General features: G+C 67.6%; 16 protein-coding genes. 5 read left to right on the top strand and 11 right to left on the bottom strand.

Annotated elements, in window-relative coordinates; all coding sequences use genetic code 11:
* Positions 1 to 76: 76 nt before the first annotated feature.
* From AC5RT8_RS05915 to AC5RT8_RS05905, 3 genes are all read left to right on the top strand, one after another.
* Positions 77 to 829: a ZIP family metal transporter gene (locus AC5RT8_RS05915; RefSeq protein ID WP_494094784.1), complete on the top strand. Its 753-nt coding sequence runs from the start codon at positions 77 to 79 to the stop codon at positions 827 to 829.
* Positions 830 to 1,225: 396 nt separating this feature from the next.
* A complete protein-coding gene (locus tag AC5RT8_RS05910) occupies positions 1,226 to 2,218 on the top strand; it encodes an acetylxylan esterase (protein ID WP_494094783.1) in 993 nt (330 codons plus the stop codon).
* A gap of 150 nt (positions 2,219 to 2,368) precedes the next feature.
* The gene (locus AC5RT8_RS05905; protein ID WP_494094782.1) at positions 2,369 to 3,787 is read left to right on the top strand and encodes a hypothetical protein; all 1,419 of its coding nucleotides are present in this window, start codon (positions 2,369 to 2,371) and stop codon (positions 3,785 to 3,787) included.
* A gap of 57 nt (positions 3,788 to 3,844) precedes the next feature.
* On the opposite strand, the gene AC5RT8_RS05900 is transcribed toward AC5RT8_RS05905, so the two are convergent.
* The 4 genes from AC5RT8_RS05900 to xylA form a co-directional block, all read right to left on the bottom strand.
* Entirely contained in the window at positions 3,845 to 4,201 is a 357-nt protein-coding gene (locus tag AC5RT8_RS05900) for a cytoplasmic protein (RefSeq protein WP_494094781.1), read from the bottom strand.
* 866 nt (positions 4,202 to 5,067) lie between these two features.
* On the bottom strand, positions 5,068 to 5,985 hold the full coding sequence (locus AC5RT8_RS05895; protein WP_494094780.1) for an aldose-1-epimerase: 918 nt from the start codon (positions 5,983 to 5,985) through the stop codon (positions 5,068 to 5,070).
* A gap of 10 nt (positions 5,986 to 5,995) precedes the next feature.
* On the bottom strand, positions 5,996 to 7,417 hold the full coding sequence (locus AC5RT8_RS05890; protein WP_494094779.1) for an FGGY-family carbohydrate kinase: 1,422 nt from the start codon (positions 7,415 to 7,417) through the stop codon (positions 5,996 to 5,998).
* 92 nt (positions 7,418 to 7,509) lie between these two features.
* On the bottom strand, positions 7,510 to 8,691 hold the full coding sequence (gene xylA, locus AC5RT8_RS05885) for a xylose isomerase (protein ID WP_494094778.1): 1,182 nt from the start codon (positions 8,689 to 8,691) through the stop codon (positions 7,510 to 7,512).
* A 204-nt stretch (positions 8,692 to 8,895) separates the two neighbouring features.
* Between xylA and AC5RT8_RS05880 the strand changes: the two genes are divergently transcribed.
* Entirely contained in the window at positions 8,896 to 10,083 is a 1,188-nt protein-coding gene (locus AC5RT8_RS05880; protein WP_494094777.1) for an ROK family transcriptional regulator, read from the top strand.
* A 37-nt stretch (positions 10,084 to 10,120) separates the two neighbouring features.
* On the opposite strand, the gene AC5RT8_RS05875 is transcribed toward AC5RT8_RS05880, so the two are convergent.
* Complete coding sequence (locus AC5RT8_RS05875; RefSeq protein WP_494094776.1) at positions 10,121 to 11,284, bottom strand: NAD(P)/FAD-dependent oxidoreductase; 1,164 nt, start codon at positions 11,282 to 11,284, stop codon at positions 10,121 to 10,123.
* 9 nt (positions 11,285 to 11,293) lie between these two features.
* Positions 11,294 to 12,064, bottom strand: a complete 771-nt coding sequence (locus AC5RT8_RS05870) for an SDR family NAD(P)-dependent oxidoreductase (RefSeq protein WP_494094775.1) — start codon at positions 12,062 to 12,064, stop codon at positions 11,294 to 11,296.
* A gap of 169 nt (positions 12,065 to 12,233) precedes the next feature.
* Between AC5RT8_RS05870 and AC5RT8_RS05865 the strand changes: the two genes are divergently transcribed.
* The gene (locus AC5RT8_RS05865; RefSeq protein WP_494094774.1) at positions 12,234 to 13,277 is read left to right on the top strand and encodes a nucleoside hydrolase; all 1,044 of its coding nucleotides are present in this window, start codon (positions 12,234 to 12,236) and stop codon (positions 13,275 to 13,277) included.
* Here the strand turns inward: AC5RT8_RS05865 and AC5RT8_RS05860 are convergent.
* The 5 genes from AC5RT8_RS05860 to AC5RT8_RS05840 form a co-directional block, all read right to left on the bottom strand.
* Positions 13,264 to 14,130, bottom strand: coding sequence for a 3-hydroxyacyl-CoA dehydrogenase family protein (locus tag AC5RT8_RS05860; RefSeq protein ID WP_494094773.1), 867 nt, complete (start codon positions 14,128 to 14,130; stop codon positions 13,264 to 13,266). The genes AC5RT8_RS05865 and AC5RT8_RS05860 overlap by 14 nt on opposite strands.
* Positions 14,127 to 14,918 (bottom strand): enoyl-CoA hydratase/isomerase family protein, encoded by a 792-nt coding sequence (locus AC5RT8_RS05855; protein WP_494094772.1) that lies wholly within the window; start codon positions 14,916 to 14,918, stop codon positions 14,127 to 14,129. The genes AC5RT8_RS05860 and AC5RT8_RS05855 overlap by 4 nt, the downstream gene beginning before the upstream one ends.
* An 83-nt stretch (positions 14,919 to 15,001) precedes the next feature.
* Entirely contained in the window at positions 15,002 to 16,060 is a 1,059-nt protein-coding gene (locus AC5RT8_RS05850) for an SGNH/GDSL hydrolase family protein (RefSeq protein ID WP_494094771.1), read from the bottom strand.
* Between the two features lie 124 nt (positions 16,061 to 16,184).
* Entirely contained in the window at positions 16,185 to 17,825 is a 1,641-nt protein-coding gene (locus AC5RT8_RS05845) for a DUF7937 domain-containing protein (RefSeq protein ID WP_494094770.1), read from the bottom strand.
* Between the two features lie 482 nt (positions 17,826 to 18,307).
* A complete protein-coding gene (locus AC5RT8_RS05840; protein ID WP_494094769.1) occupies positions 18,308 to 20,641 on the bottom strand; it encodes a hypothetical protein in 2,334 nt (777 codons plus the stop codon).
* Positions 20,642 to 20,726: the final 85 nt, after the last annotated feature.

Here is a 20,726-nt window from a genome sequence, read left to right as displayed (position 1 = left end):
GATGGGCCCGGCAGACGAAACAGCAGCATTCGAACATCAGTATGCTGATCTTCCGGCACTGGAAGGAGAAAAGCTCTTGGGCTCTTGGTATGAGGCATGGTTGTGGGGAACGGTTGCCGGATCGGCGCTGGTCATTGGATCGGGCATCGCCTGGAAGTGGCAGATTCCGCCCAAAATCGTCTCCTCGGTGATGGCTTTCGGCGCCGGGGTGCTGATTTCCGCCCTTGCCTTTGAGCTGGTGGACGAGGCGGTGGAGTCGGGCGGGTTGGAGCCGACCATCTGGGGGTTCCTGGCCGGGGCCGTGGCCTATGTGGGGGCCAACGCCCTGCTGGCCCGGGCGGGTGCACGGCACCGTAAACGTTCCGGGCACAAGCATCCGAGCGAGGCTGAGAATCCCGGCAGCGGGGGTGCCATTGCCGTAGGTGCCCTGCTGGACGGTATTCCGGAGTCGGTGGTGCTGGGATTGGGCCTGGTCAGCGCGTCCACTATCAGCCCGGCCATGCTGGCCGCGGTGTTCATCTCCAACGTCCCTGAGGGGTTGTCCAGCACGGCAGGCATGAAACGTTCCGGCCGCAGCGCCAGGTACGTTTTCGGCGTCTGGGGAGGGATCGCCGTCGTCTGCGGGCTGGCCTCGCTGCTGGGCTTTGTTGCCCTGCAGGGCGCGCCTGTGGAGCTGGTTGCGTTCATTACCGCCATCGCCGCCGGCGCCATCCTGGCCATGCTGGCGGACACCATGATTCCGGAAGCTTTCGAAGAGTCGCATGTGCTGACCGGGCTCATAGCCTCGGTCGGTTTCCTTGCGGCGTTCTCCATTCACCGGCTGGGGTGAAGGGATACGAAAAGCACCTCGGGAGCAGCCGGGCTGCACAGCATCCCACCGGGTGGTACAGGTGTTACCTGAAGGGAAACCACCAGTCCCAGCAGCCCCACCGAATGGGAGTCCCTGCGCGAACGGGGGCACCGCGAGGCGAAGGTCCGGTTCACGGTTCCGGCCGACCGCGTCCTTCACCGGCGGGACGGCCAGGGGATTGTGGAGCCCGGGAACCTGGAACTGCGGCTCGGGGCATCAAGTGCCGATATCCACGGCACGGCAGGTGTTAGCCTGACCGGAACCGTGCGGGAGGTGGATCACATCAGGCGGCTGCATTGCCCGGTGGAGGCGAGCCCGCTGGATTGAGCCGCACCAGTTCGCAACGCCTGCATCCCTCCAACACCCGGGAGCCACATGTATTACGACCTACCCGCCGAAGAACTCGCCACTTACCGCGGCAGCACCAGCGCTCCGGAGGACCTGGACCGATTCTGGGCGGACACCTTGGCGGAAGCGCGTGTGCATCCCCTGGAGGTGGAGGTCACCCCCTTCCCCAGTGAGTTGCGGACGGTTGAGGTCTATGACGTGGTGTTCCCGGGCTTCGCCGGTGACCCGATCCGGGCTTGGCTCCGGCTGCCTGCCCGGAGCATCCTCGGCGACGGTCCGCTGCCCGGCGTGGTGCAGTTTGCCGGCTACGGCGGCGGCCGGGGGGAAGCGCACGAGGGCCTGTTCTGGGCCTCGGCCGGCTTCGCCCACCTGCAGATGGACACCCGCGGGCAGGGTGCCGGCTGGAGCAAAGGCACGACGCCGGATGCCGCCGGCAGTGCCGGTCCTCAGGTTCCGGGCGTGATGACCCGCGGGGTGCTTGATCCGCAGACGTATTACTACCGCCGGCTGATCACTGATGCTGTCCGGGCGGTGGAGGCCATGCGTTCACTCGCCGGCAGCGGTTCGGCGCCGGTGGATCCGGAACGGGTGGCGGTGCTGGGGATGAGCCAGGGCGGCGGGCTGGCCCTGGCGGTTGCCGCGCTGTGCCCGGAGGTGGCCGCCGTCGTCGCCCTGGTGCCGTTCCTTTCGGACTTTCCGCGGGCGCTGACCGTCACCGATGCCTACCCATACCGGGAAATCGCCGACTTCCTGTCCATGCAGCGCGGGGCGGTGGAGCATGTGAGGCAGACGCTGCGCTATTTCGACGTCGTGAATCTGGTGCCGCGAGCCTCCGCGCCGGCGCTGTTCTCGGTGGGCCTGATGGATACCACTACTCCCCCGTCCACGGTGTATGCCGCCTACAACACCTATGCCGGGCCAAAGGAACTCTCCGTCTGGCCCTTCAACCAGCACGAGGCCGGGGGCAGCGAGGATGAGCTCGTCGCACTGGCGTTCCTACGTGGGCAACTGGCGGGTTAGCTGGGCCCTACTACGCGAGTATGTTTCTCCTGTCCTCCAACACCGGCACTCCCTTACTTCGCCTGTATCCGGCTACGCTCAGTCCACTCCGTCGCGTGGACGGGCGGCTGAGCGGAGGACAGAGTGAGAGGGCGACGTCATAGCGTCAACATGATGCTGGTCTGGGCTGTGATCTTCTGCGCCGCTTCCGTCACTGCCGCCTTTTTGGCGTGGAGAATACGTCCTTCTGCATGGACCACTGCAAATTGGGCAGACCTTGCTATCTCCCTGCTGCTCGGATTATCGTTCTTCGCCCTCGCCGAAGGGGCCAATCGCAAGGCGAGCAGACGTGCCATGGCAGTAGCGAGCGCCAACCTCCTCACTTCCACCGGAGTGTTGGCCATGAACAGTGCACGCACCTTTGCCGGGGCGGCTCCGGATGCTCTTCGCGTGGCTGCTGACGCCCGGGCGGTATTGCAGCATTACCCCGATGTCGATCCAGCGATCCGAACCGACCTTGTGCGGGCGGTCACCGGCGCATACAACGACTTAGCCTTCTCCACGTTCCTGCACTCCGATAGTCTCGCTCGTTCAGTCTGGAAGAAGTTGCTCGAGGGGACGCGGAGCGTGGTAGCCGAAGCCGATACCCTCGAGCGGAACTACCAGGACAAAACCCTGACTTCCTTAGCTGAGCACGTTGCTTTTATCGAACTTCTGGGGAGTGCGTTGCGGGAAAACGACGATGCGTTTCTGCCTCCCCGGGGAACCCTGACTCTGCCCGCTGTCTGGGACAGAACACGGTTGCCCTACAGCACTCACCGTCAGCCGAATACCCCGAATAGCGACGAGACCAGTCACCGCCTTGGGTGTTTCGCAGACCTCTACAGGTACGAATTGACCGTCCAGCACAACTGGAAGGTCCTGGATGACAATGCTGGGGACCTTCAGTGCGAGGTCGAGCTTGTGGACAGCGCGGCGACGGATGAGTGGCTGGCTCCTTGGTATGTGGATAAGGACGCCACCGACAACCATGTGCAGCCGGTCAGCGTTTCACGCAGCGACTTGCAAGAACGGGCACGGCACGACCAGCTCGAGGTTGATGCCTCCACTCCCCTTTGGCCCGACGCAGTCCCGCACGGGCAGCTGCCGGAGGGCATGAGGCGTATGGGCATTGAGAAATTCTGCCGGATACTGGAAAAGCAGCCATCTCCCACAGTCTGCGTGCTTGCCTACGAACTGCTTCTCGACCCGGAGACCGGGCGGACTGTGCGCGTGGTGTTGGATGGAAATCACCGTCTGGCCGCTGCCCGCCGAATGGCGCAGGCGGAACACTCCGGTCCCGACGCAGGAGATCAGGCCCGACGGTTCAGGGTCCTCACCTTCCTCATTAGGGAGCTGAGACAGGTCGACTGCCCCGCTACCGGGGAAGACCCCGACAGGGATCCCCAAGACTGGCTGGGATTTACGCCCGATATCGGCTTGATCCGCGGCTCCTGGCCCCCAGGCCGCTCTTCCCTGCGGAGCGGCCCGGCAGGCGGCGACGCCCCCGACCTTCAGCCACTACCCGCTGCGGGGGCTGCTGTCGATTAGCTATAAAACGGCCATCTACAAACAACCGGCCAGTTAGCTGGGCTTTTCACGGGATACCTACGCTCCCTGCGGTCCCAACTGGCCGGGCGTCTCCCCCGCGGGGTTCGGTTCCTTGAGCTCGACGAAAAAGACGTGCGTGTCCGTCTCGCCCGTGTTTTCGCCGTAATGCTCCTGGGCCGGGAGCCAGCGGACTGCACCGGCAGGCAGCTCCACGTCCATGTGGGAACCTGCCAGACCGGAACTGGAGTGCAACCGACGCTGAAAGGAGCTGGCGGTAATCATCACGCTGTCCGGATGCCGGTGCCCAACGCTGATATGGCCGGGAGCGTCCCGGTACTCCAGCACGGGCACGCGGTCGTTTTCGAATACCACCGTGTAATGGTCTGGATTGGACTCGACCGGGTCCTGGGTCATAGGTGAAAGCGTAGGCCGGTTTTCGGCGGCTGAAATAGCCCTGCCGGCCATTTAGGCCGCAGCGATGCCGAACCCCAGCTGGTGCTCCTCGCCGGGAGGCAGCACAATCAGCCCTTCCCAACACGCCGCTCCTCTGTGTTCTCCCTAGTGCAGCCGCGCTAAGGAGAACACAGAGGAACCAGCGATTAGGACCTTCTACTCCGTAACAGTCAGTCGGCGCCAACTGTCCCCGCCGGTATGAACTTCCCAATATGCCTTCGAATTCGGCAACGTGGGCTGGATCCTCCGCACGTTGACCTCCAAGTTCAGCCCCGCCATTTTTCGTTGCTGTTCTGTCATGGTTTCTCCTTAGAAATTGAATTCCAGATTTCTAGGAGTCGGAAACACGCCGTACGGGTTACCGCGCGATCCACCAAACCATGTACTGTTTCTATACATACACAAAGATATAAAAATGCGTACACAGTCCGGATGACTCCAGGGCTGCCAGCGCTCGTATTTGAGCCAACTAAGCAATTGCCGTTGCCAAGTTGGCTCTCATGCGTTAACAGCTTTCCCAAGGGTACCTCTCGGCGCATACGTCGCCGTGGTGACCGACACACTCTGTATTACAAACATGTCATTCCCGGCACCCGGTTCCGTGCTTCACCCAGAGTCTAAGCCCTTGTAATTCCGCGGCTTCTCAGGGCATTGCCGTCGTTTTTCCCAGACGAAGCGGACCGAGACTCCCAGAGGAAATAGCCGCGTGTCGCGCTACATGGGCGTGTCGAGCCTAGTCTGGCGAGGACAAGATGTGGTGTTTAGGTTTGATCAACCCCCACCGCTAACAGGGGCTGCGGGTCAGGGAACCGACAGTGGGGCGGGGCTTAGGCCGCAGCGATGCCGAACCTCAACCGGTGCTCCTCGCCGGGAGCCAGCACAATCAGCCCCTCGCCGGAATTGAAGGCATCCGGCGGGCAGGTCATCGGTTCGACGGCGACGCCGAGGCGGTCCATCTTCTCCCCGGAGTAGACCTGCAGCCACGGTGCGTCCTTGCCGCTGGCGGACAGGACAGCACCGAACCCGGTGTCCGGATCGGTCAGCGTGACCTGCCAGCCGCCGTCGGGCAGGCCCGTGAAGGCATGGTCCGCAGTGCGGCTCCCGATCGCCTCCGGAGCGGAAAAGGACAGCGGCGTCCCCCCGGTGTCCCGCAGTTCGACCAGGTCCAGGGGGCGGCCCGGCTGGTCGACTCCGCCGAGCACCTGCGCGGCCGGCACGTCCAGCACGCACCGGTCCACCGGCACCCGGTCCGCAGTGAGATAGGGGTGGGCGGAGACACCGTAGGGGGCGGACGCCGTGCCGGCATTGACGGCGGCCAGTTCCACGCTGAGCCCGGTATCGGCGTCGAGCGCGTAGACCGTTTCGAGGTCCAGCTGGAACGGATACCCGGGCTGGCCCATCAGCCGGTGCCGCAGGACAACACGCTCCGGCGAGGACTCGGCAACCTCCCAGGCATCCCACGCAACCAGCCCGTGCAGGGCCATGCCGGCTTTCGGTTCGTTGACCGGCACCTGGTACTCGGCACCGTCGAAGCTGTAGCGGCCGCCGACAATCCGGTTCGGCCAGGGCATGAGCACCTTGCCGCTGAACGCGTGGGGAATGGTGTCCGGAGACAGCGGAAGCACCAGGTCCCGGCCGTCGGACGTCAGGCCGGCGAGCGTTGCCCCGACGGGCAGGATGGTCGCCCGGTAGTCTCCGGCAGCCAGTTCGACGGGGCGGCCGTTGGGGCCGAAAGAGGAAGTCATGGGCCCGATCCTACCGGGCAGCCGGAAGCGTCGCTCCGGCCGCGGCCTGCCGGTAACGCTGCAGCACAGCGGGGGCAGGGTCAGCCGTGACCACCACGGATGCGCTGTCATTCCACGCGGGCCACGCACCGGTGAGGATGGCGGCGGCCTGCCGGGCGGCACCGTCGGCGACATACTCCCCCGGGCGCGGAACGGTGACGGGAAGCTCGAAGACAGCGGCGATGGACTGCTGGATGGCCTCGGACCGGGCTGCACCGCCTACCAGGATCACGCGCTGCGCGGTCACTCCGGTGTCCTTCAGCGCCGCGAACCCGTCCGCCAGGGAGCAGGCCACGGCTTCGACGGCTGCGCGGGCCAGGTTGGCGGGGGTGAAGTTGCGCAGCGTCACGCCGTGCAGGGAACCGGTGGCATCGGGCAGGTTGGGCGTGCGTTCGCCTTCGAAGTAAGGCACCATGACCAGCCCGTCGGCGCCGGCCGGAGCAGAGAGCGCCAGCCGGGTCAGTTCGTTCAGTTCCACGCCGAGCAGGCCGGCGGTCGCGTCCAGCACGCGGGAGGCGTTCAGGGTGGCGGTCAGCGGCAGGAAGTGGCCGGTGGCGTCGGCGAATCCGGCCACCAGCCCGGTAGCATCCGACGTCGGGTCGTCGGTCACGGCGAACACGGTGCCGGAGGTGCCCACGGAGACCACCACGTCCCCGACCCCGGCTGCGACGCCCAGTCCGGCGGCAGCGTTATCGCCGGCACCGGGTCCGATCAGCGCTCCGGCCGGGGTACGGGCACCGGCTTCGAGCGGACCCAGGACGCGGGGCAGCTGCGGCACGTGGCCAAGGGTCTGTTCCAGGACCTCGGGCAGGTATTCCCCGGTGGACGGGGACCAGTAGGCGGTGCCGGAAGCATCGGACCGGTCGGTGGTCAGAGCGGCCAGGCCTTCCGCCCCGCTGCCCGGGCCGTAGCCCGCCAGGCGCCAGCTCAGCCAGTCATGCGGCAGGCAGACGGCGGCGGTGCGGGCCGCATTTTCGGGCTCGTTTTCGGCCAGCCAGCGCAGTTTCGCCGCGGTGAACGAGGCCACCGGCACCGAGCCGGTGGTTTCGGCCCAGTGCCGGGCACCGTCGGGGCCGGCATCGGCCACCATCTTGTCCGCCGCGGCGGCGGAACGCACATCGTTCCAGAGCAGCGCCGGGCGGACCACCGCACCGGTCTCGTCCAGGCACACCATGCCGTGCTGCTGCCCGCCCACCGAGACGGCGTCGACGTCGTCCAGTCCCCCGGCGGCCGCGGCAGCTTCGGTGAGCGCCGCCCACCAGGCTTCGGGGTCCACCTCTGTGCCTGCCGGGTGCCGGGCCGTGCCTTCGCGCAGCAGGGCGCCGGTCTGGGCGTCGCGGATGACGACTTTGCAGGACTGGGTGGAGCTGTCGACTCCGGCAACGAGGGGCATGTCGAGCCTTTCAAAAAGGTGCTGCCGCCGGTCCCCCAGGACCCGGCGGCAGCACGGTTCGGTGATGTTTTGCGGCGCCGTGCGCAGGTAGCCTAGCGGGCACCCATCAGGTGTTCCAGCGCAAGCTGGTTCAGCTTCACGAAGCCGAAGTCGCGGTCCGCGGCGGCGTCGGCGTCGAAGTCCTCGAAGGACGCGGCGTCGGAAAGCAACGCGCTGACGGATTCACCGGCGGCCAGCGTGGGCTGCGCCAGTTCGCCGATGCCGGCGTACTGCATGGCTTCCTGCACCTCGGGATCGGCGCGGAAGGCCAGGGCGCGTTCCTTGAGCAGCAGGTACATGCCCATGTTGGCCTTGGCCGATTCCCAGACACCCTCGTAGCCCTCGGTGCGGGACGGCTTGTAGTCGAAGTGGCGCGGTCCCTCGTAGCGGGGGCCGCCGTTGGGGAAGCCGTTCTCCAGCAGGTCCACGGTGAAGAAGGCGCTGGTCAGGTCGCCGTGCCCGAAGACCAGGTCCTGGTCGAACTTGATGGACTTCTGTCCGTTGAGGTCGATGTGGAACAGCTTGCCGGACCACAGGGCCTGGGCGATGCCGTGGGTGAAGTTCAGCCCGGCCATCTGCTCGTGCCCGGTTTCCGGGTTCAGGCCGACAATGTCGCCGTGCTCGAGCTGGGCGATGAACGCCAGGCCGTGGCCGATGGTCGGCAGGAAGATGTCGCCGCGCGGTTCGTTGGGCTTGGGTTCGATCGCGATGCGCAGCCCGTAGCCCTTCTCCTTGATGTAGCCGGCGGCAGTGTCGATGCCCTCCCGCATGCGGTCAAAGGCGGCGGAGAAGTCCTTGGAACCGTCGTATTCGCTGCCTTCACGGCCGCCCCACATGACGAAGGTTTCCGCACCGAGCTCGGCGGCGAGGTCGATGTTCCGCAGCACCTTGCGCAGCGCGAAGCGCCGGACCGAACGGTCGTTGGAGGTGAAGCCGCCGTCCTTGAAGACCGGATGCGTGAACAGGTTGGTGGTTACCATCGGCGCCTTCAGGCCGGTTTCGGCCAGGGCGTTGGTGAAGTTCTTGATGATGATGTCCCGCTCCTGCGCCGTGGCGTCGAAGGGAACGAGGTCATTGTCGTGGAAGGTCACCCCGTAGGCGCCCAGTTCGGCGAGCTTATGCATGCCCTTAATCGGATCCAGGGCGGCCCGGGTAGGAGTGCCGAAGGGGTCGGTTCCGGTCCAGCCGATGGTCCAGAGGCCGAAGGTAAACCGGTCGGAAGGCGATGGCGTCATTGTCACGTGAGCTCCAGATCAAGTATTAGTTGGGATCAACAACATATTGGGGCAATCCTCTCCTGTCAATGGTTTCCGGGCATCCATCCCGGCGCAGCCGCGGCCGACGGCACGCCATATCGCCAATATGTTGCCTTGCCCAACCAACCGGGAGGAACGCCGGGTAGGCTGGAAGGGACCCTGTAACCGAGAGGAACCTACAACGTGGAACGCGGCACCATCAGCGCCCCAGCCCCGGCAGGCCGCGGCACCGATAACCTGCGGTCCGCCAATCTCTCGCGGATCCTGACCCTGCTGCACCGGAGCGGACCGCTGTCCCGGGCGGACCTGACCCGGCTGACCGGGTTCAACCGTTCCACGGTCGGCGCGCTCACGGCAGAGCTGGCCGCCATGGGCCTGGCGTACGAAACGGATCCGCCGGCAGGCCGGGTGGGGCGGCCCAGTCCGCTGGTCCATCCCAACGAGCGGGTGGCCGCCGTCGTCATTCATCCCGACGTCGACGCCGTGACCGTAGGCCTGGTAGGCCTGGGCGGCAGGGTGCACCGCAGGATCCGCCACGACACCGATACGAGGCCGAGCGTGGAGGAGACAGTCAGCATCACCCGCGCCGTGCTGGCCGGGATGGCGCCCGAACTTGCCGCGATGGACCGGATTGCCGGGGTAGGCGTGGCGGTGCCCGGACTCACCCGCACCTCCGACGGCAAGGTGCTGCTGGCACCGCACCTGGGATGGCGGAACGAGCCGCTGGCCGCTCCCCTGGCCGACGCGCTCTCCCTGCCGGTCTTCGCCGGCAACGACGCAACGCTGGGGTCGGTGGCCGAAAGCCTCTTCGGCGCCGCCGTCGACACGGACAACACGGTGTACTTGAACGGCAGCGCCAGCGGCATCGGCGGCGGCATCATAGTCGCCGGCACTCCGCTGCGCGGCGCGGACGGCTACGCAGGCGAACTCGGGCACACGTTGGTCCGCAGCGACGGTGAACAGTGCCACTGCGGCCGGTGCGGCTGCCTGGAAACGGAAGTACACCTCGCCGGGCTGCTGCGGGTGCTGGGGCTGGACCGCGCGGACCAAGACACACTCGACGCCGCAATGAGCGAGCAGCAAACCGCGCAGGTCCGCGCCGAGGCAGACCGCCAGCTGGACTTCCTGGCCGTGGCGCTGACGAATTTCGTCAATATCTTCAACCCGGACGCCGTTGTCCTGGGGGGATTCCTGGGCACCCTGTTTGCCTCCAATCCGCAGCGGCTGACGGATGCGGTGGCCGCGGAGGCGGTGGCCGGCCTGGGCCGGCGCGTGCAGCTGCGCCGGGCGGCGCTGCGGTCGGAGCTGCTGCTGGTCGGCGCCGCGGAGCTGGCGTTCGCCCCGGTACTCGCCGCGCCGCGCCCCGCCTAGCTGGCGCCACTAGGCCCCCTTCGAGGAATCCCGCTTATTAGGCGTCCCAGCCGAAGCCGAAGCGCTCGGCCCGGAACGACTCCAGCAGCGGATGCCGGCGGCCGGTGAGGATCTCATCGGCCACCAGTTCCCCGGCGATCAGCCCCAGAGTGGCGCCCGAATGCGTGAAGACGGTCCAGCAGCCGGGCAGCTCCGCCAGCTCCCCGAGCACCGGTTCGCCGTCGCCCGGGACCGGCTTCAGGCCGGGCTGCCAGCTCTGCGGCACCACCTCCGGATGCCCCGCCAGCACCCGGCTGGCTTCGGCAGCGAGTTCTCCCGGCACAGCGGGATCCACGGCCCAGCTTCCGCCCCCGTTGCGCTGCACCCGGTCCAGGTACCAGGTGGAGTCCATGGCCAGCCGTCCGCCCGGATGCGGGCGCAGCGAAATCCGCGGCGTGTTCAGGACGGCCCGCAGTCCGTGTTCCAGCGGTTCGCTGATCACCAGCATCGCCGGGTCGGAGGCGTCGGGCAGGTGGACGCCGGCTTCGGCAAGCACGGCAGCGGTGCCGGCTCCGCAGGCGACGACGACGGCGTCGGCACCGTACTCCTCGCCGCCGGCAGTGCGCAGCCCGCGGACCCTGCTGACGCCGTCGGACCCGTCACCGGGGCCGGACCCGCGCACCAGCGTGCAGAGTCCGGCGTGCTCGATCAGTGTCCCGCCGCGCAGGGTGAATTCCTCGGCCAGGTGCCGGACCAGGTGCGGCAGCGAGACCCACCCCTCCCCTGCATTGACCAGCACCCGGTGCGGCAGCACGCCCGGATCCACGCCGGGCACCATGCCCGCGATGTCTTCGCGTTCCAGCATCCGGGCGTCGTACCCCTGCCGGGTCTGCCCGTTGTGCCGGTCGACCACGGTGAACGGGTCATCGTCCCAGTACAGGCCGCCGTCGAAGGCAAGCCAGTCGATGCCGGGATTCCGCGCCAGCAGGGTCCGGTACCGGTCAATGCCGGCCATCCGGAGCCGGTAGTAATCCTCGCCGTAGCCGCCGCCGGCGTTCAGCCAGGACAGCGAGCGCCCGGAGGCGCCGCTGCCCACTTCCGCTTCGGTCACCAGCAGCACGTCCGCGCCGCCGCGCAGCAGCTGCACTGCTGTCGAGAGTCCCAGCACCCCGCCGCCCAGGACGGCGACGGTCCGGGGCGGAGCTGCAGGTTCCTGCGTCATAGCGTCCTCCTACCTTTCGCGCGACTGCTTGGCGAACCGCCGCGCCTTGGTCTCTTCCGGCAGGAACTTGTTCACCACCGCCTGCAGCCGGGTCTTGAGGTCGCCGCCGACCACGTGGTCCCGCCCGGCGAAGAGCGCATCGAGGCCCATCCGGGCCACCTTCCGCGGATCGTTCTTGACGGAGTTGTCCCCGAAGGCGGTGTTCTGCATTCCGGCCCGGTCATGGAATTCGGTGGCCGTCGGCCCGGGCAGCAGCGCCGTCACGTTCACATTGTGCTCGCGCAGCTCCTCGCGCAGCCCCTCGGCAAAGCTGTACATGAACGCCCGGGTGGGTCCGTAGATCGATTCGAAGGGAGTGGGCGTGGTGGCTGAAATGGAACTGGTGATGAGGATCCTGCCCTGCCCGCGGTCGACCATGGTGCGTGCCACGTGCTTGGCCAGCAGGACCTGCGAGGTCACGTTCAGGGACAGCAGCTCCAGCTCCTGGTCCGTGTCCGCGTCCAGAAAGGACCCGCCCAGGCTCCGCCCGGCGTTCAGCACCGCGACATCCAGCGGGGCGTCGATCGCGCTGAGCGCGTCCCGGACCGTCTGGACCCCCTCACTGGAGGCCAGATCCGCCCGGACGGCATACACCTTCGTTTTCGTCAGCCGCCGCGGCACTTCTTCGATGCGGTCGCTTGATCCCACGCCCACGATGTCGTAACCCCGGTCCGCGAGCCCTTTCGCGAGCTGGAAACCAATCCCCGAGGAAGCCCCGGTCACGAGTGCAAGTCCTGCCACTGTTCTCCTCCTGCCACGTCAGCCGTCACGGTCATTCAAGAACCCACCCTAGTTCGGGACCCCGGCCGGCAGCCATTCCCGGAACCGGCCCCGGCTACTGTTCGACGGCCGTTCTGCCGTACCGTTCCTGGGAAGACCATCACTACAAGATCCACCGGAAGGCGGCGCCGTGCAGCCCCAGTCCCCCTCCCGTCCGCAGCGCCGCATCCCGGTGATTGCCGACGTCGACACCGGCGTGGACGACGCCCTGGCCCTGACCTTCCTGGCCCGCAGCCCCCGCATCGACCTGCTGGCCGTGACCTGCGTTGCCGGGAACACTGACGTCAACCAGGTGCTGCGCAACACCCTGGACGTGCTGGACCTTGCCGGACGGCCGGACGTCCCGGTGGCCCGCGGTGCGGAACGGCCGCTGGTCAACGAGCCCCGCAACGCGCACGCCTTCCACGGCGCCAACGGGATCGGCGGACTGCAGCTGCCGGCCAGCAGCGCCGCCGCCTCGCCGCTGGCCGCCGTGGAACTGCTGCACCGCACCATTGAAGACTCCCCGGAGCCGGTGACCCTGCTGGGCATCGGTCCGCTGACCAATCTGGCCGTGTTCCTGCGCGCCTATCCCCGCACGGCCCGGAAGCTGGAGCGGATCGTGTTCATGGGCGGATCCGCCGGGATCGGCAACGCCACCTCGCATGCCGAGTTCAATGCCTGGCACGATCCGGAGGCACTGGCGGTGGTGCTGGACAGCGGGGTGCCGGTGACCATGTACGGGCTGGACGTCTTTATGCTGGCAACCCTCACCGCCCCGCAGTACCTGCAGCTGGAGGCCTCCGCGGATCCCGGAGCCCGGCTCGTGGGCCAGCTGCTGGCCTCGGGCGCGCGGACCCGGGCCGCCGGCGGGGTCATCGGCGCGGAACCGCTTCTCCAAGTGAGTGCACACGACGGCACCCTGGATCCCATGACCATCGGCGACGCCGGCGCCGCCTGCCTGATCGCGGCACCGGAGACCGTGGTGCTGGAGGATTATCCGGTGCGGGTGGAGCTCGCCGGACACAGCCGCGGGCAGACCCTGGTGGACCGGCGGCTCATCGCCGGCGAAGACACGGTGCACGGCCTGCTCGCTCCGGCACCGGTCATTTCGGTGGCCATGGCCCTGGACCACCCGGCCATGGTCCGCACGTTCCTGGACACGGTGGCGCCGGGTGAGGCTATTCGTAGCTGAAGAAACCCCGTCCGGCCTTCCGCCCGAGTTCGCCCCGCGCCACCTTGTCGCGCAGGATGTGCGGCGGCTCGAACCGGTCGCCCAGTGTGGCATGCAGGTACTCGGCAATCCCCAGCCGTACGTCCAGTCCCACCAGGTCCGTGGTCCGCAGCGGACCGGTCGGGTGGCGGTAGCCCAGCGTCATGGCTGCGTCGATGTCCTCCGCGGACGCCACCCCCTCCTCGACCATCCGCATGGCTTCCAGGGCAAGGGCCACGCCCAGGCGGGAGGACGCGAACCCCGGCGCATCGTGCACGACGACGGCGGCCTTGCCGAGGGCGTCGATCCATTCCTGCGCGCTGCGGGCCAGGTTCTCGGAGGTCCGGGTGCCGAGGACCAGTTCCACCAGCTGTGAGGAGGGCACGGGATTGAAGAAGTGCAGCCCGCAGAAGTTCTCCGGCCGCTTGAGGTCCGCGGCCAGCCGGTCCACGGACAGCGAGGAGGTGTTGGTGGCCAGCCAGGCGCCGTCGTCGAGCTGTTCCTCCACAGTCCGCAGGGCAGAGGACTTCAGCGCGAAGTCCTCCGGCACCGCTTCCACCACCAGCCCGCAGCCGGCAAAGGCGGCGTAGTCCACCGCGTAGGAGACCCGGGCGGCGAGCTGCGCGGACGTCGACGCGGTGTCGGCCCGCTCGATGCTCTTGGCGATGGATGCCTGGACCCGGGTGCGGGCGGCGTCGGCGGCTGCCTGGTCCCGTTCGACCACCACCACTTCCGCTCCGGCCAGCAGGAAGGCGTGGGCAATGCCCGCTCCCATGCGTCCGCCGCCCAGCACGCCGACCCGGGACGGTACGGCACCGGGGTTCGCGGTGTTCACTTCGGATTCTCCTTGCGGTCGAGGAAGGCCTGCATGCGGTTCATCTTGGCTTCGGATTCAAACAGGATGCCCTGGGCGAGGTTGTCGATCAGCGGATGGGCGTCGCGCGGGGCGGAAAAGGCCGCTTTGGTGAGGCGGAGTGCCAGCGGATCCGAGGCAGTGATGCGGTCCGCGAGCGCGTGGGCGGCGGTCAGCAGGCCGGAGGGGTGGTGGAGCTCGGTGACCAGCCGGACGGCCAGGGCTTCTTCCCCGGTCAGGATCCTCCCGGCCAGCAGCATGTCCTTGGCCAGCGGCTCCCCCACCAGGTCCTTCAGCCGCCAGGTGGCACCGGCGGCCGCCATGATGCCCAGCCCCGCCTCCGGCTGGCCGATCTTCAGCCGCGGCGTGGCGATCCGGAAGTCCGCGGCGTAGGCCAGTTCCGCCCCGCCGCCCAGCGCGAAGCCGTCCAGCGCGGCGATCACCGGCAGCGGGAGGGCGGCGATCCGGGCAAAGAGGGAGGAGTTGATGCCGGCCAGGGCGTCCTTCCGGCGGCGTTCGCGCAGTTCGGCAATGTCGGCTCCGGAGGCGAAGACCCCCTTCCCGCTGACCTCGGTGCCGGAGAGGATGAGCACCCGCGGCCGCCGTTCCAGCTCGGCGCAGACCGTGTGCAGTTCGGCCACCATGGCCGCGTCGATCGCGTTGCGGACCTCCGGCCGGTGCAGCTGGACGTGAACCCGGTCCTCTCCCTCGGTCACCCGGAGCGTGGTGAAACCTGCGAATGCCGCGGCCTGCTGCGGGGGTTCCGTCACGATGGCCTATCCTTTCGTTCCTGCCGGCGTCACTGCCGACGGTCCTAGTATGGCGCAGGAGCAGGGCTTTACTGTGGTGCAGCTCACTGCGGTGCGGGATGTGTCGCTGCCCAGCGGACCAGCTCCCCGGTCATGGCACGGTAGCCCGCACGGGTGGGGTGCAGCAGTTCCTGGTTGGCGGCGGCGGAGTCGGCGGCCTGCAGCAGTCCGGAAACATCCGCGGCGTGGACAAACGGTTCCGGACTGCAGGCGCCGTGGCCGGCAAGTGCGTTCTCGACGGCGTCCACGTAGTGGACGTTGGGCAGTGCGGAGGCTTCCACTGCGGACCGGATGACGGCGTTCAGGTCATCAATCAGCTTCCGGCCGAAGACTTGTTCCTCGGTGCTGAGCCGGCCGCACCCGCCGTCGGGCTCGTCGAAGAGCCGGGGGTAGGGCAGCACCAGGACCGGGACCCGCTCCGGCACTGCGCCTGCCACGACGGCATAGCTGTCGACAAGGTCGGGCAGGAGTGACGCCAGCTCCGCTTCGGCGTGGGCGGCCAGCTGCGGATTGCCGCTGCAGGGTGTGGTCTCCAGCAGGCAGGCCTGCAGGATGCGGGCGAAGTCGAGGTTATTGCCGCCCACGGAGAGCACCACGAGGGTGGGGTCGATGCCCTGCAGCTGCGCCAGCTGGGCCGGGACGGTACCGGGGTCCGTGTCCGGTCCGGCGCCGGTGCCTGCGGCCAGCCGCTGCGGTTCGGCGAGGTGCCCGGTGGTGGCGCGGGAACACGCCAGGTTTGCAATGTTCTCCGGGGCGAACAGTTCCGCCGCCGGAGGGGAAAGGCTGCGGTGGCAGGAATCCCCGTGGCCGGGTACCGCCGGCTGGTAGTCCCCGGCGCCCTCCCCCGCGGCGAAGGAGTCGCCGAGGACGGCCAGGCGTCCGGCGTCGCCGGTGACCTCGGCCAGCCAGCCGGAGGGCAGGGGCGGGTCGGCTGTCGGTGGGGGCGGGGCAGCGGTGCTCGGGGCGGGGGCTGCCACTGTTGTCGTCGTGGCAGGCGGCGGACCGGCGTCGGGCGGAGCAGAACAGGCCGAGAGCAGTACGCCGGCCCCGACTGCGGCGGCTGCCGTCCGCCGTCCCGCGCCCGCAGGCACCGGGTTCTTCATAAGCGCCCCTGAAGTGTTGAGTTGGACGAGGTTAAGCGGCTGCGGCCGGCATCGTTGGCGTGGATGTCCTCCGCCAACGACGTCGGCCGCCGCTTTCCACCTTTTACTTACGCTGCGTGCCAGGTTACCGACGGCGGCCCAGCGCCTCGTTCACGGCCGGGTCGCCGAGCTGGCTCAGCCACGTCAGCAGCGCCGGGTAGGTGGACGGGTTCGCAGCAACGGCTACCCGTGCGCGCGGGTGGGTCGCCAGTTCCTGCAGCCGGAGCAGCGGTGTCGCGGGATCGGCGGCTTCGGCCAGCAGGGCGGCATCGGGATCGGCGGCCGGCACAGGCCCGTCGGTGTCCTCAGACGCGTCCGGGTCCTGGACGGGCACCGGGTCCTGGAGGGGCGCCGGCTGGTCCTGCTGGGCGAACTGCTGCTGCCCCGCGGCGAAAGCCGCCGGCGTCGGGATACCGGGCACCTGGGCCCCTTCGAAGGCGAAGCCGTTGCCGGTGCTGCCGGACGTGGGCAGCGACTTGAAGTGCGCCCGAGCGGCCTTGTCCAGCCACAAAACGGCCAGGACAGCGAACGGCATCACCCAGGTGAGCACCATAATCAGCTGCCGGACACTTCCGGTCGGCAGCAGGACGTATTGCATCCCGCCCTGCCCGAAGTCCTGCACCGCGAAGAGGATCATCAGAATCAGCGACAGGACAAACACGGCACCGGCGTACACGCTGCCCATCACAAAGGCGGAACGCTCGTCACGGGCAGCGAGCCTGCGGACCATCACAGTGGCGGCGACCAGCAGGAGCGCCAGGACCAGCCCGACAGACCAGGTGGCCACGCCGTCGAGGTCCGCCACCACGGCCTGCACCAGGCCTATGAGCAGAAATGCCGCCAGGGCAGACGCCAGGATCAGCGTCAGGACCACTACCGGCCGGAGGGCAGTGAGGCGGTCCCCCGGGGCGACGGCGGTGCGCTGGGTGGTGCGGGCGATGGACGGGGCGGAAACCACGGCGCCGAAGGCCATCCAGAAGAGGATGGAGAAATATGCCGACCCCGGATAGTAGGCCAGCCCAACCGACTCCACACCCATGATCGCCAGCATGGAAAGGAAGGCAGCACCGACGCCGAGCGCCACCCCGGCGAAGCGCCAGGTCTCGGACCCCAGGAAGACCTTGACGGCAATAAGTGCAAGGACCGCAAGCGAGAGGAGCGCTGCAAGGATCTGCGCGATCATGTACGGCCAGAAGCTGTCCGTGGCCGCAGTGAAGTACGTGCCCGCATCGAGGGCAAATTCGATGACCTGCACCATGGTCGTCAGCCCCGCCAGACCCACGACGCCCACCATCATGAACAGCCAGCGCCGGTCGCGTGCCGCATCAACCTCGCCGGGAGCAATTTCTGCCCGTCGCGGCTGTGCTGCGAGGAGGGCACCGGCGAGACCGAAGGCGACCGCCCCGCCCAGGTAACGTTCGCCGTCGTACCCGAAGCCGGAGACCATGCTCAGGACAAAATACACCAGCACCAGAAGCACATACGGAAGGTTGGCGAGGAGACGGATGTCCTGGATCCGGCGGTAGCCGACCGTGGGGCCGAAAACACCGGCACGCCACAGGTAGGTCGCGCCCACCGAGAGGATGCTGAGCAGGGTAATCAGCAGCACATCGACGCGGGTCCCGGCTGCGTTGCCGTCCCCGTAACTGCTCGTGCTGGACCAAGTCATGAAGAGCGATGCGAAGAGGGCCAGGACAGCCAGGCCGTCCCGGACATAATCGCTCACCGGAACACCGGCAAAGGCGGACGGGCGCTGTGGAGCGGACGGCGCCTGTGCCCGGCCGTATCCGTCATTCCCCGGATACGGCTGCCCTTGACGCTGCTGCTGATACGGCTGGCCATACGGTGCCTGGCCATACGGCTGCTGTCCCTGCGATGTGCCCGGCGGACCGTACGGCGGCTGACCATACGGTGGCTGCCCCTGCGGCCGGCCCGGATGGCCGGCGGCTACGAACTGCCGGTCGACGGCAGGCCCGGCGCCGGGGGTCGCAGGTGTTCCCTGGCCGGGTGCGGCGGCGGGAGACGGGGATCCTGTCCCTAGTGCGAACCCGCACTCGGCACAGAACCGACCCCCGGGTTCTTGTTGTTTGCCGCATTCAGGACAAAATTTCATGACGCCTTCCTTCAAAAGTTTCAAAGTTTTCCGGACGCCCGTCCGGCAGGGCTCGATGGTCCGGCCGGGACGGGTTTCGTCCCGGCCGGACGGTGTTACTTCTCGACGAGTTCACCGGTGTAGGTCACGATCAGGAACGCTTCCGCGGGATCGACGCCGCGCAGGCTGACCTGAACCTCGTGCTCTTCACCGTCATTCGGATACGGGATGGCCACGGAACCGTCCTTGGCACCCGAGACTTCGACCGTCTCTTCCTTGCCGTCCACGGAGACCACTACCGTCATCGGAGTGCCCGAGTCGTTATCCCCTGTCACCTCCACCACCAGCTCGGATTCCGCCTTGGTGCCCGGCAGGGTGTGCAGCTCCGGCTCGTCGGCGGACTCCGAGGTGAGGATGCCCATGATGTAGTCCATGGCACCGTACATGTCCGTGTAGGACGGGGCTTCTTCTTCCACCAGGGTCAGTTCGGAGGAGTAGTCGACGTCGGCCCCGTTCTCGTCGAATTCCTCCTGCCATTCCGTCCCGGCGAAGACTACGAGCTTGTAATCCCCGGCGGGGATGTCATTGCCGTAGCCAAGGTCGCCGATGAGTTCCTTGCCGTCGGCGGAGTACACCGTCAGGGAGGTGAACTCGTACGGGTCTTCGGCGGTCAGCGCCGCGTCTTCATCCACCGTCAGGTCCAGGACCGCATAGCCGGCCGAGTTGAATTCCACCTCGGTGGATTCGTCCACGCTGATATCTCCGGCGGCGTCTTCGGAGTTCGCGAGCTGCATCATCGCCAGGGCCTGCTCACGGGTCAGGGAATCGGTCCAGTTGATGATCCAGTCCGTGACGGTGTGCCCCAGGCTCACGCGCCATTTGCCGCCTTCTTCAATGGTGGTCAGGCTCATGATCTTCGCACCGCCGAGCATGTCCACGGAGGGCTCAATGGAATATCCCGCCCCGGTGAAGCAGAAGCTGTCCGAATCCGATTCACCTTCAATGCAGTCGCCGGTGAGGGTGATCTCGTCACCGTATTCGGTTTCCACGGAAATGTTGTCGACGACGGCGACGGCACGGTCGCCGTCCTTCCCGCCTTCGGTGAACCGCACGTCGTTGATGTTCAGCTCTTCTCCGCTGACACCGGCCATGAGGTCGTCGAACATGTCCTGGTACAGGTACAGCAGGCTGCCTTCATGCAGGGACAGCGTCCCGGCCAGCGGGTTCAGGCTTCCTTCGGACATTGCGTCCGGCACTGCTTCCACTGCGGCCTGTGCTGCCGCCTCGGGGTTCTCGCTGCCGCCGGATGTTTCGGGCACACTGCCGTGGCCGAACCCTTCACTCTGGCTGATCATTTCCGCAATGCTGTACAGCGGACTGACATACCAGCGCCCGCCGCGTTCGGTCGCCACGAGCGTCAGCGGGGAGCCGTCCGGTCCGATCTCGTTGAGCTGGACGGTCTCATCGATTTTTTCCTCGTCCTGGCCGGAGGCCTCAAGCACGGAGCGGATGGCACCCGTGGTCGCGGCCGGATCCAGCTGGAACCGTGCCTCACCTGACGTGTACTTGATCAGTGCGGTGCTGTCATCGATCTCGGTGATTTCAGGTTCCACGCCCTCGAAGGTGATGCTCATGCCGTCGAAGGTGAGTTCCTCGTCGAACTCTTCCTCACCGTCGGCGACCTTGCTGAGGGCTTCCTCGATCCCGAATTCCTCGGCTTTGTCCTCCAGGTGTTCCTGGAGCCGCTGCAGCGGTTCGCGTTCTTCCTGCGGCACCATGGTCGCCAGCCCTATGAAGTCCTTGGACTCGATGGCCTCCACCACCTTGTCCGCAGCGCTTTCGGGGGAACCGGCGCCGCCGCGGATCAGGTTCTGCACAAAGAAGAACGCGGCCAGGCCCAGAACCACGAGGAGGGCCAGTACGGAGACCAGGATGATCGTCCTGCGGGAACGTTTCTTGCCGCCCGACGACGCCGCGCCGGACCCGTCGGGCCCCTGCGGACCGGAGGGGCCACCGTCGTTGGGGCCTCCGCCGCCTGGACCGGGAGACTCCGGGCCGCCGGAACCGGAACCGCCGGGACCTGCTCCCAGGCCGCCCTGGCCGTATCCGGGGTAGGCAGCACTTGCCGTGGGAACCGCCACGGGCGGGTCGAATACCGAGGTGGCCGGGGCGGGCACCCCCGTCTGCGCGTGCTGCGACTGCGCCGCGGGAGGCTGCTCGAAGCGCTCGGTCGGCTGATCCCGCCCGGCGGGAGGCTGAAATTCGGCTGTCGGGGGCGCGGCGGCCTGGGGAGAGCCGTCGTCGTGGGTTCCGGAGTTCTGTCCCGGGCCGGCTTCCGCGGGGTGCGGCGCGGTTTCGCCGCCGGTCTGCGCCGGCTGCGGCGCCTGGCAATTGGTACAGAACTTCCAGTGCGGCTGCAGTTCAGCCCCGCACGTTGTGCAGTGTTTCACAACTCCCCCAGGTGTCGGTGCGGACCCGGAAGGAGTAAGTGATGGTCCCCCCGAGCCAACAGATACGTATTGCACAAGACCCTAG

The organism is Arthrobacter sp. Ms25 (assembly GCF_059090365.1).
The sequence above is the reverse complement of the archived record's forward strand: the minus strand, read 5'-3'. Positions and strand labels throughout refer to the sequence as shown.

Excerpts from the sequence above, each read along its gene's own strand:
- AC5RT8_RS05910 (WP_494094783.1), top strand. The coding sequence starts at position 1,226 with ATGTATTACGACCTACCCGCCGAAGAACTCGCCACTTACCGCGGCAGC.
- AC5RT8_RS05905 (WP_494094782.1), top strand. The coding sequence starts at position 2,369 with ATGATGCTGGTCTGGGCTGTGATCTTCTGCGCCGCTTCCGTCACTGCC.
- AC5RT8_RS05900 (WP_494094781.1), bottom strand. The coding sequence starts at position 4,201 with ATGACCCAGGACCCGGTCGAGTCCAATCCAGACCATTACACGGTGGTA.
- AC5RT8_RS05895 (WP_494094780.1), bottom strand. The coding sequence starts at position 5,985 with ATGACTTCCTCTTTCGGCCCCAACGGCCGCCCCGTCGAACTGGCTGCC.
- AC5RT8_RS05890 (WP_494094779.1), bottom strand. The coding sequence starts at position 7,417 with ATGCCCCTCGTTGCCGGAGTCGACAGCTCCACCCAGTCCTGCAAAGTC.
- xylA (WP_494094778.1), bottom strand. The coding sequence starts at position 8,691 with ATGACGCCATCGCCTTCCGACCGGTTTACCTTCGGCCTCTGGACCATC.
- AC5RT8_RS05875 (WP_494094776.1), bottom strand. The coding sequence starts at position 11,284 with ATGACGCAGGAACCTGCAGCTCCGCCCCGGACCGTCGCCGTCCTGGGC.
- AC5RT8_RS05850 (WP_494094771.1), bottom strand. The coding sequence starts at position 16,060 with ATGAAGAACCCGGTGCCTGCGGGCGCGGGACGGCGGACGGCAGCCGCC.